This window comes from Prosthecobacter dejongeii (genome assembly GCF_014203045.1).
Taxonomy (GTDB): Bacteria; Verrucomicrobiota; Verrucomicrobiia; order Verrucomicrobiales; family Verrucomicrobiaceae; genus Prosthecobacter; species Prosthecobacter dejongeii.
This window is the reverse complement of sequence record NZ_JACHIF010000001.1, coordinates 310,402-330,177: the sequence shown is the minus strand read 5'-3', so window position 1 is coordinate 330,177 and position 19,776 is coordinate 310,402. Positions and strand designations below refer to the sequence as shown.

14 protein-coding genes are annotated in these 19,776 nt (G+C 59.1%); 5 read left to right on the top strand and 9 right to left on the bottom strand.

Features of this window, described 5'->3' with window-relative positions; genetic code table 11:
- Positions 1–13 precede the first annotated feature (13 nt).
- Positions 14–433, bottom strand: coding sequence for a thiol-disulfide oxidoreductase DCC family protein (locus HNQ64_RS01090; protein WP_184204439.1), 420 nt, complete (start codon positions 431–433; stop codon positions 14–16).
- A 123-nt stretch (positions 434–556) separates the two neighbouring features.
- Here HNQ64_RS01090 and HNQ64_RS01085 point away from each other — a divergent pair, with 123 nt between their 5' ends.
- On the top strand, positions 557–1,636 hold the full coding sequence (locus HNQ64_RS01085) for a dienelactone hydrolase family protein (protein WP_184204438.1): 1,080 nt from the start codon (positions 557–559) through the stop codon (positions 1,634–1,636).
- 88 nt (positions 1,637–1,724) lie between these two features.
- A complete protein-coding gene (locus HNQ64_RS01080) occupies positions 1,725–2,588 on the top strand; it encodes a DUF4159 domain-containing protein (RefSeq protein ID WP_184204437.1) in 864 nt (287 codons plus the stop codon).
- Between the two features lie 81 nt (positions 2,589–2,669).
- Here the strand turns inward: HNQ64_RS01080 and gltB are convergent, their stop codons facing one another.
- From gltB to HNQ64_RS01060, 4 genes are all read right to left on the bottom strand, one after another.
- Positions 2,670–7,253 carry a glutamate synthase large subunit gene (gene gltB, locus HNQ64_RS01075; RefSeq protein WP_184204436.1) on the bottom strand — a complete coding sequence of 1,528 codons (4,584 nt, stop codon included), beginning with the start codon at positions 7,251–7,253 and terminating at the stop codon, positions 2,670–2,672.
- Positions 7,254–7,607: 354 nt separating this feature from the next.
- Positions 7,608–7,874, bottom strand: coding sequence for a hypothetical protein (locus tag HNQ64_RS01070; RefSeq protein WP_184204435.1), 267 nt, complete (start codon positions 7,872–7,874; stop codon positions 7,608–7,610).
- Between the two features lie 24 nt (positions 7,875–7,898).
- A complete protein-coding gene (locus HNQ64_RS01065) occupies positions 7,899–9,275 on the bottom strand; it encodes a tetratricopeptide repeat protein (protein ID WP_184204434.1) in 1,377 nt (458 codons plus the stop codon).
- A gap of 37 nt (positions 9,276–9,312) precedes the next feature.
- Positions 9,313–10,425: a hypothetical protein gene (locus HNQ64_RS01060; protein ID WP_184204433.1), complete on the bottom strand. Its 1,113-nt coding sequence runs from the start codon at positions 10,423–10,425 to the stop codon at positions 9,313–9,315.
- 843 nt (positions 10,426–11,268) lie between these two features.
- Between HNQ64_RS01060 and cdaA the strand changes: the two genes are divergently transcribed.
- Positions 11,269–12,072: a diadenylate cyclase CdaA gene (gene cdaA / locus HNQ64_RS01055; RefSeq protein WP_184204432.1), complete on the top strand. Its 804-nt coding sequence runs from the start codon at positions 11,269–11,271 to the stop codon at positions 12,070–12,072.
- A 194-nt stretch (positions 12,073–12,266) separates the two neighbouring features.
- Positions 12,267–13,631: a phosphoglucosamine mutase gene (gene glmM, locus HNQ64_RS01050; protein WP_184204431.1), complete on the top strand. Its 1,365-nt coding sequence runs from the start codon at positions 12,267–12,269 to the stop codon at positions 13,629–13,631.
- A gap of 211 nt (positions 13,632–13,842) precedes the next feature.
- On the opposite strand, the gene tsaD is transcribed toward glmM, so the two are convergent.
- From tsaD to HNQ64_RS01030, 4 genes are all read right to left on the bottom strand, one after another.
- The gene (tsaD, locus tag HNQ64_RS01045; RefSeq protein ID WP_184204430.1) at positions 13,843–14,844 is read right to left on the bottom strand and encodes a tRNA (adenosine(37)-N6)-threonylcarbamoyltransferase complex transferase subunit TsaD; all 1,002 of its coding nucleotides are present in this window, start codon (positions 14,842–14,844) and stop codon (positions 13,843–13,845) included.
- 18 nt (positions 14,845–14,862) lie between these two features.
- Positions 14,863–15,897 (bottom strand): L-threonylcarbamoyladenylate synthase, encoded by a 1,035-nt coding sequence (locus HNQ64_RS01040; RefSeq protein ID WP_184204429.1) that lies wholly within the window; start codon positions 15,895–15,897, stop codon positions 14,863–14,865.
- Positions 15,898–15,978: 81 nt separating this feature from the next.
- A complete protein-coding gene (recN, locus tag HNQ64_RS01035) occupies positions 15,979–17,640 on the bottom strand; it encodes a DNA repair protein RecN (protein ID WP_184204428.1) in 1,662 nt (553 codons plus the stop codon).
- Between the two features lie 138 nt (positions 17,641–17,778).
- On the bottom strand, positions 17,779–18,741 hold the full coding sequence (locus tag HNQ64_RS01030) for a PstS family phosphate ABC transporter substrate-binding protein (protein ID WP_184204427.1): 963 nt from the start codon (positions 18,739–18,741) through the stop codon (positions 17,779–17,781).
- 170 nt (positions 18,742–18,911) lie between these two features.
- Between HNQ64_RS01030 and pstB the strand changes: the two genes are divergently transcribed.
- Positions 18,912–19,703, top strand: a complete 792-nt coding sequence (gene pstB, locus HNQ64_RS01025) for a phosphate ABC transporter ATP-binding protein PstB (RefSeq protein WP_184204426.1) — start codon at positions 18,912–18,914, stop codon at positions 19,701–19,703.
- The last annotated feature ends 73 nt before the right edge of the window (positions 19,704–19,776 follow it).

Below are 19,776 nucleotides of genomic sequence, written 5' to 3'. Positions count from 1 at the left end.
ATCAAATTCAGACCTATTCTTTGAGAAAACGTCCGCGCCATTCAGGGCGAGGAAGCGCGCATTGATCATGCTTGCCGAACCACTGATACCGATGATCTGCAATGAAGCGGTAGGCACGATCGCGGAGAGGCTTGGGGATGACCTTGAAGACTTTGGCGAGGCTCCAGGGGAGACCCAGTTGACCGGCGATCTCCAAGGCAGCATCACTTTGGTGAAACACACCCTTGGGGCTAATGAAAAGCATCGTGTGCGGCTTCTCGGGGTCCAGCCCGTGCTGGCGATAAAGCTGGCTGCCCGCCTCGGATTGAATGGAGCCGAAGTGGATCCGGCCCTGAGGGTCATGCTTCAGGACGAATTGCACAGCACCGTCGCAAAGATTGCACACGCCATCGAAAAGCAAAAGGTAGGGGTGATCCGATGAGGTGGCTGACATGAGGGCGGCTGGTGACAAGATACCTACGAATGAAGCGATCTCAAGCGATGCTCCGTGGGCTATGAATTCGGGCAGAGCAAATTCGGCCGAAGCTTCGGCTCTTCCACACCGTAGATGTGACTCATGAAGAAAGTCTGTCTCCAGCTTTTGCTGATGGTGAGTGTGGTAGGGCTGAAGGCCGCAGAGATTCCAGCACTCCGAGGCCTGAGCCGAACCCATTTGCTCGAATATCGGGATGAGGCGGGAAAGCTGAAGACAGCGACGACGGTGGCCGAGTGGGAAGTGCGCCGGAAAGCCGCAGTGGCAGCTTTTTTGAGCATGACAGGCCCCCTGCCCGGAGAAGTGATGCGCTGCCCGCTGGACCTGCGTGTGGAGGAGGAAGTGGACTGTGGCAGCTATGTGCGGCGGCTGATCAGCTATGCCTCCTCCCCAGGGGGCCGGGTGCCTGCGTACCTGTGCATTCCCAAGGCAGCGCTGATGGGCAAACCCGCACCTGCCGTGCTCTGCCTACACCCCACGGAAAACGTCATCGGGCACAAGGTGGTCGTAGGTCTCGGGGGCAAGCCCCACCGGCAGTATGCGGCGGAGCTGGCGGAACGTGGGTATGTGACTTTGGCTCCCAGCTATCCCCTGCTGGCACAGTATCAGCCGGATTTGAAGGCTTTGGGATTCACCAGCGGCACGATGAAGGCGATTTGGGACAACATTCGCGGGCTGGATCTGCTGGAGACAATGCCGTTTGTGAAAAAGGACGCCGGTTTCGCCACCATCGGCCATTCTTTGGGTGGGCATAACAGCATCTTCACCGCCGTGTTAGAACCTCGGCTGAAGGCCGTGGTGTCCAGTTGCGGGTTTGATTCCGTGCTGGATTACAAAGATGGCAATATCAAGGGCTGGGTGCAGGAGCGTTACATTCTAAAGATGGGAGACTACCTGGGGCGGCCGCAGGACGTGCCGTTTGATTACTATGAACTCATCGCCTGTCTGGCCCCACGCGCCCTTTATGTGAACGCGCCGCTGAAAGATTCTAACTTCAAGTGGGACAGCGTGGACCGCATCGCCGCTGCTGCTGAGGCTGTTTATAAGCTACATGGCGCAGAGGAAGGTATGATCATCCGCCACCCCGATTGTGACCATGATTTTCCCGATGACGAGAGATATGAATCGTATGGGGTGATCGAGAAGGTGCTGGGCAAACCCTGAGCGATTCAGAGAAAATGGGCTGAAGATTGGACGCTTCTCTGCTGTTCTAAGCTGGTGCCCCGCAGGGCGACGTGAGATAAAAAATGCGATGAAACTCCTACCTGCCTTTTTTGCTCTCGCTGCGCTGGGGTTTTGCCTGGCGGAAGATGCACCTTCGCCAACCAACTTTGGGATCAAAGATGGCTCAGTGCCGGAAGATCCGCGGGAAGCCGGGCGCGGCGGGCAGTTTCTGGACTTCCCCACTTGGCCAGTGAGCAAGGAATTGCCGAACGACGTGTTCACCTTTGCTCGGCTGCGGTATAATTCGGAAAGCTGGGGGCGCAGGCGTGGTGGTGGCAAATGGACCACGGATTACCCCGATGCGGATCTGAACTTCAGCTACCGGTTGCAGCAGCTCACCTCTCTGCAAGTAAGCCCCAAAGGAGCCGTGGTGGACATTGATGCGGAGCAGATGCGCCACTACCCGTTCATCTACATGATCGAGCCAGGGCACATCAGCCTAACCGATGGTGATGCCAAAGTGATGCGGGAGTACATGCTGAATGGTGGCTTCATCATGGTGGATGACTTTTGGGGGGAGGAGGAGTGGGACACCTTTTACGTCGCTTTGAAGCAGATATTTCCCGACCGTGAACCGCAGGAGCTGCCGCTGGAGCATGAGGTGTTTCACATGGTTTTTCCACTGAAGGTGAAGCCGCAAATTCCTAGCGTGGGTCATGCCATGGCGGGACGTTCGCAAGGTATCACGGCGGAGCGTTTTGATGCGCAGACCCCGCATTACCGGGCCATCTTTGATGATAAGAAACGCATCGTCATGATGATCTGCCATAACACGGACCTGGGCGATGGCTGGGAAGAGGAGGGGACAGATCCGTGGTACTTCCGTGAGTTTTCCGAGAAGTATGCCTACCCGTTGGGCATCAACATCGTGTTCTACGCGCTGACGCATTGAGTGAAGCGGGCGGACGGTAGGGCCACAAAAAACCCGCCCTCCTGACGATGCAGAAGGGCGGGTGAATTAGGAGACAAGTGCTTATGCGTTGGCCGGGGTGCCTTCGATGACGGGCAGTTCCTCTTCCGCTGGGACCTGGACAGGCTCGGCCTTGCTGGTCACCTTGACGAACTGAGGCAGGTAGGTGGCCCAGTTGTCGAGGATGTCCTTAGCACGCAGGCTTTCGGTCTTCTCGAAGTGGTCTGAGATCAGTTTCTGCAATTGGTTGATGTCTTCCGGGTCGGTGACTGCATCGCCCTTGATCATCTCCGAGTTGTGGAGCTGGCCGAAGGCATTCGTGTCATCCAGCAAGTAAGCGACACCGCCGCTCATGCCAGCACCGAAGTTCTTGCCGAAGGTCCCGAGGACCGCGACGACACCGCCGGTCATGTATTCACAACCGTGGTCACCGATGCCTTCGACGACAGCCGTGGCCCCGGAATTGCGGACGCAGAAGCGTTCGCCCGCGCGGCCTGCGGCGTAGAGTCGGCCACTGGTGGCACCGTACATGACGGTGTTGCCCATGATGCTATTTTCCCAGGTCTTGCAGGCCGGGTTCAGCTTCGGACTTGGGCGGATGATGATCTCACCGCCGCACAGGCCCTTGCCGACGTAGTCGTTGGCTTCACCGATCATGGTGAGCTTGACGCCACCGCAGAGGAAAGTGCCGAAGCTCTGGCCGGCGCTGCCTTCCACGGTGATGTCCACACTGCCGTCTGGCAGGCCGTGGTTGCCGTGGTGGAAGGCGATCTCGCCGCTGAGCTTGGTGCCGATGTTGCGGAAGGTGTTTTTGACCTTGTAGCGCAGAGGCTTGACCTTGAGCTTGTCGCTGATGGCGAACTGAGCGTCCTGGATGATCCGATCGTCCAGCGGGTGCTGGTCGAGGCCGTCATTCTGGTTCATCTGGCAGGTGCGTGGCACGTCCTGATGGAGGTCCTTGCCCACGTCTTTGAGGACGCGGCTGAGGTCAATCATGTTGGCCTTCTTGTGGCCAGGGACTTCACGCTGACGCAGGAACTCGGGACGGCCGATGAGGTCGTTCATGCGGGCCACGCCGAGCTGGGCCATGATCTCGCGCACTTCCTGGGCGACGCCGTTGAAGAAGTTCACCACGTGTTCTGGCTTGCCTTTGAAGCGGGCGCGGAACTTCGGATCCGTGGTGGCGACACCGACAGGGCAGTTGTTCAGGTGGCACTGGCGCACATACACACAGCCTAGGGCGATGAGGGCGATGGTGCCGAAGTTGAACTCTTCTGCGCCGAGCATGGCGGCGATGGCGATGTCGCGACCGTTGCGGAGACCGCCGTCGGTACGCAGCGTCACGCGCTCACGCAAACCATTGAGCATGAGCACCTGCTGGGCTTCGGCGAGGCCGAGTTCCCAGGGCAGACCAGCGTGCTTGATGGAGCTGAGCGGGCTGGCACCCGTGCCGCCATCGTGGCCGGAGACCAGAATGATGTCAGCATTGGCCTTGGCCACGCCGGCAGCGACGGTGCCAACGCCGGATTCGGCGACGAGCTTCACGCAGACGCGGGCACGGGGGTTGGCTTCCTTCAGGTCATGGATGAGCTGGGCCAGATCCTCAATCGAGTAGATGTCATGATGCGGCGGCGGGCTGATGAGCATAACGCCAGGCGTGGTATTGCGCAGGCGGGCGATCATGCGATTCACCTTCATGGCGGGGAGCTGACCACCTTCACCGGGCTTGGCACCCTGGGCCATTTTGATTTCAAGTTCCCAGGCGTTGGCCAGGTACTCAGCGGTCACGCCAAAGCGGCCTGAGGCCACCTGCTTGATCTTGGAGTTCGCCCAATCACCGTTTTCGTAGGGCTTGAAGCGTTTTGGATCTTCACCACCTTCACCGGAGTCGGACTTGCCGCCGATGCGGTTCATGGCGATGGCGAGGGCTTCGTGGGCTTCAGGGCTGATGGCGCCCAGGGACATTGCCGCCGTGGTGAAACGGACGCGGATGTCTTCGATGGATTCCACCTCGTCAATCGGGATAGGACCGTCGGAGCTAGGAACGAATTCCAGCAGGTCCTTCAGGGCCACCGGGGAATTCTGAAGCTGGGCAGCCACGTAGCTGCTGTAGTCTTCAGCGGAACCGGTTTTGACAAAGGTGTGGAAGTTCTTGATGACCGGGCCGGTGATGGCATGCATCTCGCCTTTCTGGCGGGGACGGTAGTAGCCGGGGTCACCCAGGTCCACATTGCTGGCAGCGGCCTCAGGGGAAGGAACAGGCTGGCCGAAACCAAGGGCATGGCGGGCGAGCGCTTCTTCAGCGATCTCGTTGAAACCAATGCCTTCAATCTGGCTCGGGGTGCCGGTGAAGGCGTATTTCATCACTTCACTGCCGATGCCGACGGCTTCAAAGATCTGAGCGCCCGTGTAGCTGCTGAGCACGGAGATGCCCATTTTGCTCATGATCTTCAGTACGCCTTTTTCCAGGCCTTTGCGGAAGTTGTACAGCGCCTTGGCGTAGTCCACGCCTTCGAGGGCGGGCTTACGGGCGGTTTTGTCATTCTCCAAGACTTCCTGGATGGTGTCAAAAGTGAGGTAAGGGCACACAGCGCTGGCGCCGAAACCGAACAGACAGGCCATCTGGTGAGTGTCACGGGCTTCGCCAGTCTCGATGACGAGGCTGAGGCGCATGCGCACCTGCTTGCGGTTCAGGTGATGGTGGACAGCACCGGTGGCCAGCAGTGCTGGGATAGCCGCGCGGTTTTCATCCAGCCCGCGATCACTGAGGATAAGGATGCGGACTTCATCATTGACGGCGGCTTCGGCTTCATAGCAAAGGCGATCCAGGGCCTTCTTCATGCCTGCCGCGCCTTCGGAGATCGGCCAGGTAGCATCCAGCACACGGTGTGGGAAGTCAGGCAGGGCCTTGATGTCTGCCAGCTCGCTCTCAAAGAGGAACGGGGATGTCAAATGCACCACGCTGGCGTGTTCCGGGGTTTCACCCAGCCAGTTGCGCTGCCAGCCGAGGACGACGTCCAGGCTCATCACAGCGCGTTCGCGGATGGGGTCAATCGGTGGATTGGTGACCTGGGCGAAGAGCTGTTTGAAGTAGGTGGTCAGCAGGCGCGGGCGCGTGCTGAGGATGGAAAGCGAAGCATCGTCTCCCATGGAGTAGATGCCTTCTTCACCCTTCTGCAGCATGGGCACGAGGGAGAAATCAATCTCCTCCTTGGTCCAGCCGTAGGCGGCCTGGCGCTGGGAAAGCGGCAGGATGTCCAGCACTTCCTTCGGAGCCTGCGGAGTTTGTACTGTGAGGTTTTTCCGGTTGTTCAACCACTCGCCGTAAGGCTGCTGCTGGGCGAGGGCAGACTTGATCTCGTCGTTGAAACGGACCTTGCCTTTCAGGATGTCCACTTCCAGCATTTCGCCTGGGGCGAGACGGCCTTTTTTGATGACCTTGGCGTCGTCAATGTGGATGATGCCGACTTCAGAACCGAGGGCAAAAACGCCATCTTCCGTCAGTTTCCAGCGGCTCGGGCGCAGACCATTGCGGTCCAGGCTGGCGACCACGCTGAGACCATCGGTCAAGACCATGGCGGCAGGGCCATCCCATGGCTCGCTGAAGCACTCGTGGTATTCGTAAAAGGCCTTCAGCTCACTGGAGGTCGTCGGATCAATGCCGTAGGCGCTCGGCACCAGCATGCCCATGGCATGGGTGAGGGAGCGGCCGCTGAGAACGAGCAGTTCCAGAGCCTGGTCCAGGCTGGCGGAGTCGGAGCTGTTGGCATCCACAAGATCCTTCAGCAACCACTCTTCGCTGTCCCAGACTTCGTTTTCAAAGTCGCTGGCACGGCTGGAAAGCCAGTTGCGGTTGCCACGCACGGTGTTGATTTCACCGTTGTGCGCCAGCATCCGGAAGGGATGGCTGAGAGCCCAGGTGGGGAAGGTGTTCGTGGAGAACCGCTGATGGAAGAGGGCCATCGAGGTGTCGTAGTCATCGCTCTGGAGATCCGTGTAGAACTTCTCCAGGGAGGATGGCAGCAGCAGCGCTTTGTAAACGATGGTGCGGTGGGACATCGAAGCGATGTAGAACTCGGAAAGCTTAGCTTCCTTGGCCTTGATGCGCAGTTCCCGGCGCACGAGGTAGAGCTGGCGCTCAAAGGAATTGTCATCCATGGCTTCAGGCCGCTCCATGAACAGGTGCTGGATGAAGGGCATGGTGCGGCGGGCTTTTTCGCCCAGCTCATTTGGGTTCACCGGCACGTCGCGCCAGCCCAGGACTTTGATGTCGCGGTTGCGCAGGATGCCTTCGGCCACGAGCTGAATCTTCAGGCGCTCGGTCTGGTCATGGGGCAGGAAAAAGACGCCGACGGCGAGGTCCATCGGGTGTTCCAGCTTGTGGCCCATTTTTTCCACTTCGGGCAGCAGCACTTTGTGGGGGATCTGGGTCAGCACGCCTGCGCCGTCACCGGTCACGCGGTCGGCATCCACTGCACCACGGTGCTGCACGCTGCAGACGCCGCAGATGGCCTTGTCCAAAATGTCACGACTACGTTTACCATGGATGTTCGCAACAAAGCCGACGCCGCAGGCATCGCGTTCCATGTCCATCAAGTGGAGCGAGCCTTCGTTGGGGATATCCTGGTCGTAGAATGGGTATTTCATGGGGCAGAAAACCCCTCCGCCAGACGACAGCCGCCTGGTCGGAGGGGCGGGTAGTTTGTACCTTCAGGAAGAATTGGCAAGCAACTAGAGTGCCAAGGAGATAATCTGGCGTTCAGGGAGCTGCGGATATCGGCGCTAGAGGAAGGCGCTTTGCACAAGTAGGGAGCCTCCCCTGCTTTGATTTTAGAAGGGAAGGCGACCTTCCCGCCACAAAAACCCAGATTTGCAGAGGCTAAAGAAGTTGGGACAAAAAATCTTTGTGAGGTCGTGGGTGCTGGGTATGCCCCTGCACTCACGGACCTCAAATGCAGGAGATTTCCCCCTCAAAGCGGTGCTAACAAATTGCCAGGAGAATCAGGTGGGCCGGGTGATGATGAAAACCGGGGCGGGGGTCTGAGATCCCTGTGGCTGCTGAGACCACGGTGGTAGGCCTGGGAGGACCTGGGGTGGAGTGGGGCGCGGGAAACGGGGTGTGGCCTGGGGTGGTGCAGGCTTCCAGGTCCGCTTGAAGAGCCCCGCTGCGCGGTCAAATTCTTCTTCGGTTTTCACCGTGCCTGCTTGGAGCGAGGTCACACTGAAGGAAACGGCAGCGATGGCTAGAATGGAGAGAAACTTTTTCATGGGGTAGATTTCCAAAGGTTAAAGTCAATAACGGTATCTGAGGCCCAGGCCGACGATGTGGCGCTGGTATTCGGCAAAGGCGACAGAGGAGTCGGCAATGAAATAATTGTAACTGAGTTCGACGCTCAGATTCTCATTGAGGATGGGGCGTGAGAGGGAGGTGGAGACCATCCAGGCGTTATCCAGGCGCTGTGGGTTTGGGGTGTATTGGGTAAAATCCTCGCTGGAGTAGCTGAGGGCCCCGCGCCAGGTGAGTTTCCAGGGCAGGGAAACTTGTACAGAGGTGTTCACGCTGTGGGCGCTGGTTTCAAACTGAGAACCCCGGGTGTCCGCCCAGCGGTAGGCATATCCCAGGCCTAGAATGAGGCGGTTTTCACACAGGTAGAAGTATTGGTCCACCCCGGCCGTCTGGTAAGTGCCATCACGGGAAAAAGTGCCTGGCGTAGCGGTGTCATCGCTGAAGTCCTTGTCATCGAGCCCATAGTGGATGGACGTCATGGCCCAGGGTTTCCACTGGAGGTCAAAAAGCGTTTTGAAACCGACGGCGTGGTTGAAAAACTCGTTCCCCACCTCGGTGTATTCCCAGTTGCCGGAAAGGCGCGCACGATACGGCATGGTATCCAGTTTCCCTTGGCGGTCCAGGTAGGCACCGAGGATGTTTTGATTCACATCAAAATCATTCAGGGCCTGGCGCTCATGCCAGCTCTGGTAGCCATCCAGGGTCAGTCCTAGGCTGAGAGGGCCGGAATCCAGCGCCTGATGCAGCGGTGTGTAGTCCAGCGCCCAACCCAGAAGCACGCGCCCAGAGGCCTCTGGCCCCGTGAAGGGAGAATTTGAAGCCCGCGCGGCCACATTGTCATCGTATTCCATGGCTAGGCGTAATTGGGCCTTGAAGCGTTTTTCCGCCCCAGCGGGGGATTCGATCATGTTCGAGCCTAACGAAGTATCATAAAAAGGCGAAATCTCCGCCAGCATAGGCCGCAACTCTGGCAGCACCACGTCTGCCCGGCGGGCATATTCAGAGTCAGGCGCACGCAGTTTCACCTCTTCCAGCAGCCGCACCGATTCTGCGACATCGCCATTCGTTCCCAGGGCTTCGGCCAGGTAGTAGCGGCAAGCCACGCTGTCTGGATCAAGCTTCAAAGCTTGACGGAGCAGGGCGATGGCTTCCGGCAACTGCTCCTTTTCCATCAAGGCGATGGCTTTCGCCCGCAGAGCGGTGACGTCTTGCGGCTGTTGGCTCAAAAGCGCGTCCGCTGCGAGGATCGTTTGATCTGGATCTCCCGCATTCATGGTGGCAGCCAAGCGCTGATGAGCGGGGCTAAGTGCGGCCTGGAGTGGCGAGGCTAGCGCCAGCAGGAGGGCGAAGGAGCCGAGATGAAGGAGACGGGAGCAATGCATAAGGAGATGAAAAGGGAAGGTGCTGATGGCCGAGTCGTTAGTATTTATCGTAGCCGGGTTTTTCCATGTCTTTGATGGTGAAAGGATCTTTGAAGTTAATGGTACCGCCGCCTTTGTTGGCCAGTTCTTCGGGGTCGCAACCTGCGCCCACGGCGACCTTGCTGGGAGGTGGGGCATCGGACGTATCCACAAATTCCTCAGCGTCGCGGTTTTCTCCCAGAAGATCTTCGTTGAGCTGATCCTGGAGCGGGCGGATCTGGTTTTCATTGATGACGGAGGGGCCTTTTTTACCGCCGCCTTTCGAATGATTTTCGTCGCAGATCTCAGGCTCGGGAGCGGGGGCCGGTTCCGGCTCAGGAGGTTTTTCCCCACCCCCGAGACCCACTTTCTCTGCGATCCATTTTACGCCTGCTGTCACGCCGTCTGCGATCGCCCGGCCCGCTCCGGTGGCAGAGAGTGCGTAACCGATGGCCATGCCCAGGATGCCGCCGCCGACAAAACCGAGGATGAGGCCGATGGCGAGGTCTGAAGCGAGATTACCTGCTGCTGTGGCACCCGCATTCACCATGCCCGTGGTGTCTCCATTGGCGGCAGCTTCCACAAAGGAGCCGCTGCCAGGCAGCAGGATGTCTGCCCCTTTGCCGGCAGCCTGTCCCAGGCTTTCGGACTGCATGAGACCACCCACCTGCTCCATCGTTTTGCCGCCTTTGCCACCGTAGGCCTGACCTGCGGCTCCCAGCCAGCCGCCGGCTTCACCCAAAGAACCGGAGGGATCTGTGGCGGGATTGTAGGCTCCTGGGACTTCCCCCTGGTAACGTTCTTCGCCGGAGTCGTGATTCAGATCAGGACGTTCGAGCCCGCCTTGAAAACCACCCTTGAGGCCGCCGATGCCATCCTTCCCTGGTAGGCCGGTACCAGGCAGTTCGGCACCACCTTTGGGTAGTTCCACGCCCGGGCGTTCAGGCACTTGCTGGAAAACTTCGAGATCCAAAGGGCGGTAGTCAATCTGCGGCCCGATGCGCATCTCGTCCGCCTTGATGGTGGGCAAGACGGTGGTGCTGGGCGGCGGGGAGATGCTTTCCGCACTAGAGGGGGCCTCCACCGCCTCCGTTTTTACCATGACACTTTCCGGCACTCTGTCAGCGGGCACGGCCTTAGCCTCAGTGCCATGATCACGGCTTCTTGGTTCTTCGGGTGTTTTATTCTCAGGTAGGCGATTGGGCCGAGATCTAACCTTTGGTTCTTGAGAGGTCCCGCTCGCGCTTTGAGTGCTGACACCCCCTGAGGATTGTTTTTTGGTGGCTGGTTGCTCCTTGGCTTTGTCGAAGAGAGACTTGATCTTGTTCTTATCAACGGTCTTTGGCTTGTCAGGGTTCAGCGATGAAGGGGGGCGCCTTACATCCGAAGGTCGGACATCAAAGGGCCGAGAGGGATTCGGATTGATCGTGGGCGGAATTCCCGGACGTGGATTCGGCGTGATCGGGAAATACTCCCGCTCTTGGGAAAAAACACTCAATGAGAGACCCATTAGACTAACCCAAAGAATGGCAAGGAATGGATGACGGTGTCCTTGAAGCGGCCATCCACTGGGCCTCTCCGCTGTCTTTAAGATGGGTTCAGCCTTCATGTCGTAAAATGATGTTAGGCCGCTCTATGTAAAATTTTATATTTTTTACAGCATCACTTTAATACAGAGAACTTCGGAAACCATACAAAAAGAAAAGTGTAGCGAGGGTAATATCATTGGGCGCGGTTCCTTCGTGGAAGGGGCTGGTGGCTCATCGGCCTGTGCTCATTTAGAAATAGCGTCCTCACCGACTCGTGGATGGGATCGTGAAAAGCCGATAGGCATCTGACCCGCAGGCAACGATCTTTGTGATCAACACTCGAGGGAAAGCAGATTAAAGACGAGAAAAGGCCAGGCAAATGCTCGTGAACATCATGAAATCCTTGCATACCGCCTTTCGTTAGGCTTTGAGCAAGAACAGCCACCATGTGGGAAATCCTAAAACAGCATTGGCGCGATGGCGTGGAGATACTCATCCTCGCCGTGCTGGTCTATCAGGCCTACCTGTTCTTCCGCGCCACACGCGGGGCGCGCATCCTCACGGGCCTGCTCATGCTGCTGCTAGGGCTCGCTCTAGTGTCTCAGTTGCTAGAGTTGGAGGTTATCACTTGGTTGCTTCAGCGTATCTCGGTTTTCCTGGCCATCGCCCTGGTCGTCTTGTTCCAGCCAGAGCTGCGCCGTGTGCTGGCAGAACTGGGCAGTCACCGCATGTTTTCGCTGAACCGGCCGGATCCTGAATCTCTCGACGTTCTGCTGGAGGCCATGCAGCAGCTTTCCGCTCGTCGTTGTGGGGCGCTGTTTGCCATCAAGCGTGGCATTGACCTGCGCCTGCTGGCGGAGACGGGGGTGAGTGTGGATGCGCGCCTTTCGCCGGAACTCATCACCACTATTTTTCACCCGAAGACAGCCCTGCACGATGGCGGCGCCATCATTGACCAAGGCCGCATTGCCTCAGCGGGCTGCGTTTTCCCTGTCAGCCAGCGTGAGGTGCGGGACCGCGCCATCGGCCTGCGCCACCGCGCCGCCATGGGTGTGACGGAGGAGACGGACGCCATCGCCCTCATCGTCAGTGAAGAAAGCGGTGCCCTGTCCCTGGCCTACCGAGGCAAGCTGGAGCATGATCTGGAACCGGATGAACTGCGTGACCGTCTCAATGAGCTGCTGACCCTGGGTGCAGCCGCGCCTGAACCTATGCCGGAGGAACCGACCCGTGAACTGGGACCTGTTTAAAAGCTTTTTCACCCGCAACTGGCGCGAAAAATTCGTGGCTTTGCTACTCGCCTTTCTGTTTTGGTTCATGATCAAGAGCCAAATCAGCAGGGGCCCGCGGGACTATCCGCCCCTGCCGCCACTGCGGGCTGTGTGAGGGACTTTGCACGGCTGGCTTTGACACTGGGGCAGTCTTGAGGTAAACCGCGCGCTCTATGTCTGAAAAGCGTCAATTCTTCGGCACCGACGGCGTCCGCGCCGTGGCCAATCGCCATCCCATGACCCCTGAGTTTGTCCTTCGCCTGGGGCAGGCGGCGGCGGCTGTGCTGGGAAGCCGGGCTGCAGGGGGCGAACGGCCCCGCTGCATCATCGGGCGGGATACCCGCGCTTCCGGGGAGATGCTGGAGTCTGCCCTCATCGCCGGCCTGAACTCCGCCGGCGTGGATGTCGTCCTCGCAGGCATGGTGCCCACCCCTGCCGTGGCCATGCTGGCCGCGCAGACCGGAGCCAACTTTGGTGTCGTAGTGAGTGCCTCCCACAATCCTTTTGAAGACAACGGCATCAAATTTGTCCACGGCAACGGTCGCAAACTGAGCGACAAGACCGAGATCGCCATTGAGAAGATCGTCCTCGGCAACACGGAGGAAGCCACCCGCCCGGAGGGGCGCGGCATCGGTCGCGTGAGCCGGATGGCGGACAGTGTGGAGCGCTACGTGGCCCACGCAGTGGCCAGCATGGGTGGCCTGCGGCTGGATGGCATGCGAGTGGCGCTGGACAATGCCCACGGTGCGGCCTCCTACACCAGTGCGCTGGCGCTGGAGCAACTGGGTGCGGACGTGCAGGTCTTTCACAGCGAACCGGACGGCTTTAACATCAATGAAGAATGTGGCTGTACCCACAGCGAGGAGCTGGAGCGTCTGGTTCGCCAGTCCCAGGCTCAGGCTGGCATCGCCCACGATGGGGATGCGGACCGTATTGCCCTCTGTGACGAGGAAGCCATCGCCCTGGATGGGGATGAGCTGATGGCCATCGCCGCCGAATCCATGCTGCGCAAAGGCACGTTGAAGCAGAACACGCTGGCCGTGACCATCATGAGTAACTACGGCCTGGATGACCTTGTTTCCCGCCTGGGTGGCCGTGTGATCCGCACCAATGTGGGCGACCGCTACGTGCTCGAGGAAATGCACTCCCGTGGTCTGAACTTGGGCGGCGAGCAAAGCGGCCACATCATCTTTGGTGACTGGGCCACCACGGGCGACGGCCTCATCGCAGGTCTTCAGGTGCTGAAGATCATGAAGGAAACGGGTGAACCCTTGAGCCAACTGCGCAAGTGCCTCAAAAAATTCCCCCAGGCTGCCCGCAACCTACGCGTGCGCAGCAAGCCGCCGATCACCGAGCTGGCCGATGCCCAGAAGATCATCAAGGAAACCGAGAAAAAGCTGGGCGATTACGGTCGCGTGCTGCTGCGCTACTCCGGCACCGAGTCCCTCATTCGCCTGCTCATCGAAGGCCGTGACGTGGAATACCTCGAAGCCCAAGCCGACAAGATCGCCTCCGCGATCCTGGCGCAGATCGGGTAAGCTCGGAAGCCCGGCGAGATCTTTAGTTTCGCGGATGAGTTGCCGTGAAAAGTATCGTGATTGCTTTGGGGGGCGGGTTAGGACTTGGCAGGGTTTAGAGCTTCCAAGGCTCTCACCCTCACCCAGGCCTCTCCCTCGGGGGAGAGGCCTGGGTGAGGGGATGCTGGGCTGTCCTGGAGGAAACGGCCCTTGAAGATGATCGGCAGGGCATTTACACCAGTGCCAAATTTGGGTCCACATCAGCCTCCAGGGGCGAGGTGTGGCCTAACGAAAAGCGTTGGGCAGCGGCAAAGGCGATCATGCCGGCGTTGTCTGTGCAGAGGTCTGGGCGGGCGAGCAAGAGGGTGAGGCCTTCTTTGGCACAGCGGGCGGTGAGTTTTTCCCGCAGGCCGCGATTGCAACTGACACCACCGCTGACAGTGACGAGCGTTTCACCCGTCTGGCGGGCGGCGAGGACGAGCTTTTCCACCAGCACTTCTGTGATCGCTTCCTGCACGCTAGCGCACACGTCGGCGAGGACAGTGGCGTTTTCGAGGTTGAGCTTGGGCAGTTCGTACAGCACTGCGGTCTTCAGGCCGCTGAAGCTGAACTCCAGGCTCTGACCATCCAGGAAGCTGCGGGGGAAAGCGTAGGCGCGCGGATTGCCCAGGCGTGCCTGTTTATCAATCTCCGGCCCGCCAGGATAGGGCAGGCCGATCATTTTGGCCACCTTGTCAAAGGCCTCTCCCGCCGCATCATCACGGGTGCGGCCTAACAAACGATAGTCACCCACGCTGCGCACCTGCACGAGCATGGTGTGGCCGCCGCTCACGATGAGGGCGATGGAAGGGCTCACGGGGCCATTTTCATCCATGAAGGGGGAGAGTAGGTGGCCCTCCATGTGGTTCACGGCGAGGAAGGGCTTTTTCTCCGCCACGGCCAGGGCTTTGGCCATGCTGGTGCCGATGAGCAGGGAACTGACTAGACCAGGCCCGCTGGTGGCAGCAAAGGCGGCGATGTCGCCAAGCTGCATTCCTGCCTCAGCCAGCACCTCGGCGACCAGGGGGCGAACGTGGAGGATGTGATTGCGCGAGGCCACCTCCGGCACCACGCCACCGTAAAGTCGGTGGATGTCTGCCTGGGAGGCAATGCGTGAGGCGAGTAGGCGGCCATCGGGAGTGCAGATAGCGGCGGCGGTCTCGTCGCAGGAAGACTCAAGGGCAAGGATGGCCATGCGGTGGGAGGGGAAAAATCAGGCCGGGCGCACGGAGGCGCGGCGCAGTTTGTCCATCATGGCCACGCCCATGCCGTGTTCCAGCATCGGTTCAGCGATGATTTCATCCACGCCCAGTTTGTCCAGCTCGCGCAGCACGTAAAAGAAGCGCACCGCCGCCTCCGGCAGCTTGCCATTGCCAGGGCTGAGGATCATCACCTGCTCAAAATCAGCGAGGTCGAGGTAACCATCTTTCTCCTCACCACGGTAGCTCATCAGGGCGTAGCGTTTGCCCTCTTCCGGCGTGAAGTCAGAGGGCTTGCTGAGCAAGCGCAATGGGGTGCGCGGGGCATAGTGGGAGGCGAGCTGGCCAGGCGCCTCGCTGGCACCATCCACCACAGTGCGCGTCATGCGCTCCAGGCGACCGTAGAGTTTCAGATCTTCGGGCGTCACCGGGCCAGGGCGCACGATGGTGATCAGGTTTTTCGGGGTAGCAGGTGTCACCTTGATGATGGTGGACTCCAGGCCATGTAGGCAGGCGCCACCATCCACGATGAGGGGAATGCGGCCGCCCAGTTCGGCCAGCACCGCGCTGGCGGAGGTGGGGCTGATGGCACCGAAACGGTTCGCGCTAGGGGCGGCGATGGGGCGATTCAGGGCGGTGGCTACCCGTTTAAAAATGGGATGGCTGCTGATGCGGACGGCCACGGTGGGCAGGCCCGCGGTGACGAGATCTGGCACGCAGGGTTTCTTCGGCAGAAGCAGGGTGAGCGGGCCAGGCCAGTAGCGCTCGATGAGACGGGCGACGGTTTTTTTCACTTCTTCCGGAATGTCCGCCACCAAGTCCAGCATTTTGATGTCGGCGAGGTGAACGATGAGGGGATCGAAGGTGGGGCGTTCCTTGACCTCAAAGATTTTCGCCACGGCCTGGGGATTCAGAGCATCAGCGGCGAGGCCATAAACGGTCTCCGTGGGAAGTGCCACCACGTCCCCGGCCTGGAGCAGGCGCACAGCCTCCTCCACGGCATGATGCAAAAGGGGCGGTTGGTCGGTCGGCAGAATCGGGGTGGACATGAACCCGCACGTTCCGCCAAGATCCGGCGATTGCAAGAGGGGAGGGGATAAGCAGCGATATCTGAGCTCGACGGGTTTTTCTCAAGCCCTTCCAGCCAGAAGATTGCGTGCATGCTCGCGTGCGGATTCCAGCTTGCCGCCGAGCATGCGGGCGAGTTCTTCGATTCTCTCCCCATTTGCGACTTCGCGGATGTGGGATTTGGTACGGTCACCTTCGATTTCCTTGGTGACGACGAAGTGGCTGGCGGCCAGGGAGGCCACCTGCGGGAAGTGGGTGATGGCGATGACCTGATGCGTGCTGCCCAGGGAGGCCATTTTATGGCCCACAGCCTCAGCGATGTTGCCACCGACGTTGGCGTCGATCTCGTCGAACACGAGAAGGGGCACGGCATCCTGTTTAGCCAGGGCACTTTTTACGGCCAGGAGCACGCGGGACATTTCTCCGCTGCTGGCGGTAAGGCGCAGGGGTTTGAGGGGCTCGCCGGGGTTCGGAGCAAACTGGAAGTCCACCTCTTCTAAACCCTGGCGGGCAGGCTCGGTCAGGGGTGACAGTTGGGTCTCGAAGACACTGCGTTTGAAGCCGAGATCGGCCAAATGAGTGGCCACTTCTTTGGCCAGCTTGGGCGCAGCCTCCGCCCGTTTTTTGGAAAGCTGTTTGCCCAGTTTTTCCACCTCAGCCCGGCGATCCTTGACGAGTTTTTCCAGGCGCTCCAGTTCCTCGCCTCGGTTCTCGATCTTGGCCAGCCGTTGCTCGGCCTCCTGCTGGAACTCAAGAATCGCTGCGACGGTGGGGCCATACTTCCGTTTTAGCGTCTGGATGGTGTGGATGCGCTGGTCCAGCTCTGCTAACTCGGCAGGGTCGGTTTCCAGGTCGTCGGCGTATTCCTGCACGCTGCTTTCCAGCTCGGTGAGCTCAATCTGGGCCGATTTAAACCCTTCAAACATCGTGCTCGTGCCTGGATCAATCTTTTCCAATTCGTGGATATGACGGCTGAGTTCCCGCAGTGCATCCAGAATGCCGCCTTCGCCTTCACCCAGGCGGGCGGTGATGGCTGAGCAGACCTCCGTGAGGCGTGCACCATTAGCAGCGATGCGGTGGCGAGCTTCGATCTCCTCTTCCTCTCCCGGTTTCAATGCGGCAGCGGCGATTTCCTGGGCCTGAAAGCGCAGCATGTCCACCTGCTGGCTGCTGCTGCGCTCGCTATTAGCGAGGTCTTCCAGCTCTTTTTGCGCCGCGCGCCACTGCTGCCAGGTTGCCTGATATTTCAGCAGGGTGTCTTCGCTGCCGACGTACTTGTCCAGCATCTCCAACTGGCGGTCCTGGGAATTGAGCGACTGGTGATCATGGGGGCCATGGAGGTCCACAAGGTGCTCACCCAAGTTCTTCAAAACTTGAATGGTCACGGGGGTGCAATTGACGAGCTGTTTGTTCGCGCCGCTGGTGCTGATGCTGCGCTTGATCAGCAGTTCTCCGTCCTGGCAGGGATCCAGCCCGGCTTCCTCAAGCACGGCATCCACAGCCCGGCTGTCGCGTAGGTGAAAGCTGGCCTCTACGGTGCAGGTATCTTGGCCGTTGCGAATGAGGCTTCGATCAGCTCGTTCGCCCAAAATGAGCTTCAGGGCACCAACGATGATGGACTTTCCTGCGCCGGTTTCACCCGTTACTCCGATCAAACCCGCGCGTAAATCCCAGGTAACATCCTCGACGAGGGCCAGGTGACGGATCTTGATGAAAGAAAGCATGGTGGGAAAGATTTAGCAGAATGAATATGCGTAGATGTCTGCGGCATTTCAACCGCAAGTACAATTCATTTGAACATGAAAAATGCGTCAGAGACGAATCTCTGACGCATGCACAAGAACCAAGATCAACGATGAAACTTACTTCGCCAGTGTGGACTGTGTTTCTTCGATGACTTCGAGCGGGATGGGGTAATAACCATCCTTCACCACCACCTGCTGGCCATCTTTGCTCTGAATGAACTTCACAAACTCCGTGGTCAGGGCATCGAGTGGTTGGCCGGGCTTTTTGTTGATGTAGATCAGCAGGAAACGGGCGAGTGGGTATTCACCGCTCAGGCAGTTTTCATAGGAAGGCTCAGCCAGTTTGTCGGCGCTTTCGCCGATGGGCAGGGCGCGCACGCCAGAGCTGATGTAGCCGATGCCGGAGTAGCCAAGAGCAAACTCGTCTGTGCTGATCCCTTGTACCACAGCGGAGGAGCCGGGCTGCTCTTTGACACTGCTTTTGAAATCGCCTTTGCCGAGAGCATGCTCCTTGAAGAAGCCGTAGGTGCCTGAGGCGCTGTTACGGCCAAAGAGGGAAATGGCGCGACCTTTCCAGGAGTCCACTCCCAGTTGACCCCAGTCGGTGAGATCCGCAGGGGCACCCAGCTTGCGGGTGGAGGAAAAGATGGCGTCAATCTGCGCCAGGGTCAGGCCTTTCAGCGTGTTGTCTTTATGTGCAAAGACAGCCAGGGCATCCACAGCCACTTTGATTTCAGTCGGCTTGTAGCCGAATTTTTTCTCAAAAGCGTCCAGTTCTTCCTGCTTCATCTCGCGGCTCATGGGGCCCAGTTGACTGGTGCCGCTGATAAGGGCTGGAGGGGCGGTTGCTGAGCCTTTCCCTTCGATCTGGATATTCACATTCGGATACTTGGCTTTGAAGCCTTCGGCCCACAGGGTCATCAGGTTATTCAGGGTGTCTGAGCCGATGGAAATGAGGTTTCCAGAGACCCCGCTCACCTGCTTGTATTCAGGGATGGCGGCATCCACCTCAGCGCTGTGGGCCAGTGAGGCCAGGCTGCCGAGGCTGAGGGCGATGAGGAAGGAAGTGCGAGTCTTCATGCTTTGCGTAGGTTGTATTTAAGCGTGGCACGACTCATGGCGGATGGTTTGTCACATGGCGCGTAAAGACGTGTGACAGTTTTGTCACGTGCCTAGGCGCTATGTATCGGCAATGTGACAACAAGGGCAGTTGCCAAGTGGACGGCCCGGTTCATCATCTTGCCCGCTCCATGGCTGCCCCCGCAAAGAATCCCGTCTCACACCTGCCTACCTCCATCCAGGTCCGGGATGTGGACTTCTATTATGGCAGCAAGCAGACCCTGTTTGATGTGACGATGGACATTCCCCGCCATCAGGCCACAGCTTTCATTGGCCCTTCGGGCTGTGGTAAATCCACCCTGCTGCGCTGCTTCAACCGCATGAATGACCGGGTGGATGGCGCGGGTGTGCGCAAAGGATCCATCACGGTGGAGGGGACAGATATTCATAGCAATGCCTTGGACGTGGTGCAGTTGCGCCGACAGGTGGGCATGGTGTTCCAGAAATCGAACCCCTTTCCGCGCAGCATTTACGAAAACATCGCCTATGGCTTGCGTCTCCACGGTGAAAATCGTCAGGATTACCTAGACCATGTGGTGGAGGAAAGCCTGCGCAGCGCGGCCCTGTGGGAGGAGGTGAAAGACCGCCTGGAACAAAGTGCCTATGGCCTTTCCGGTGGCCAGCAGCAGCGTCTTTGCATCGCCCGGGCCATCGCGGTGAAACCTCAGATTCTTCTGATGGATGAGCCTTGCTCGGCCTTAGACCCCATCGCCACCGCGCGTGTTGAGGACCTGTTTCACCAACTCAAAGAGACCTACACCCTGGTCATCGTCACCCACAACATGCAGCAGGCCATGCGCACGGCGGACTTCACTGCCCTGTTTTACCTGGGCAAGCTGGTGGAATACGATGAAACCATGGCGCTGTTTGAAAATCCCAAGCAGAAGCTGACGGACGACTACGTTCGGGGTCGGTTTGGGTGAGGTGTCTTGCTGGGCGGTTCTTGGGCCGCTCGATGCTGATGATTGGCTGCTAGCCGGAGCTCCTCACCCTTCC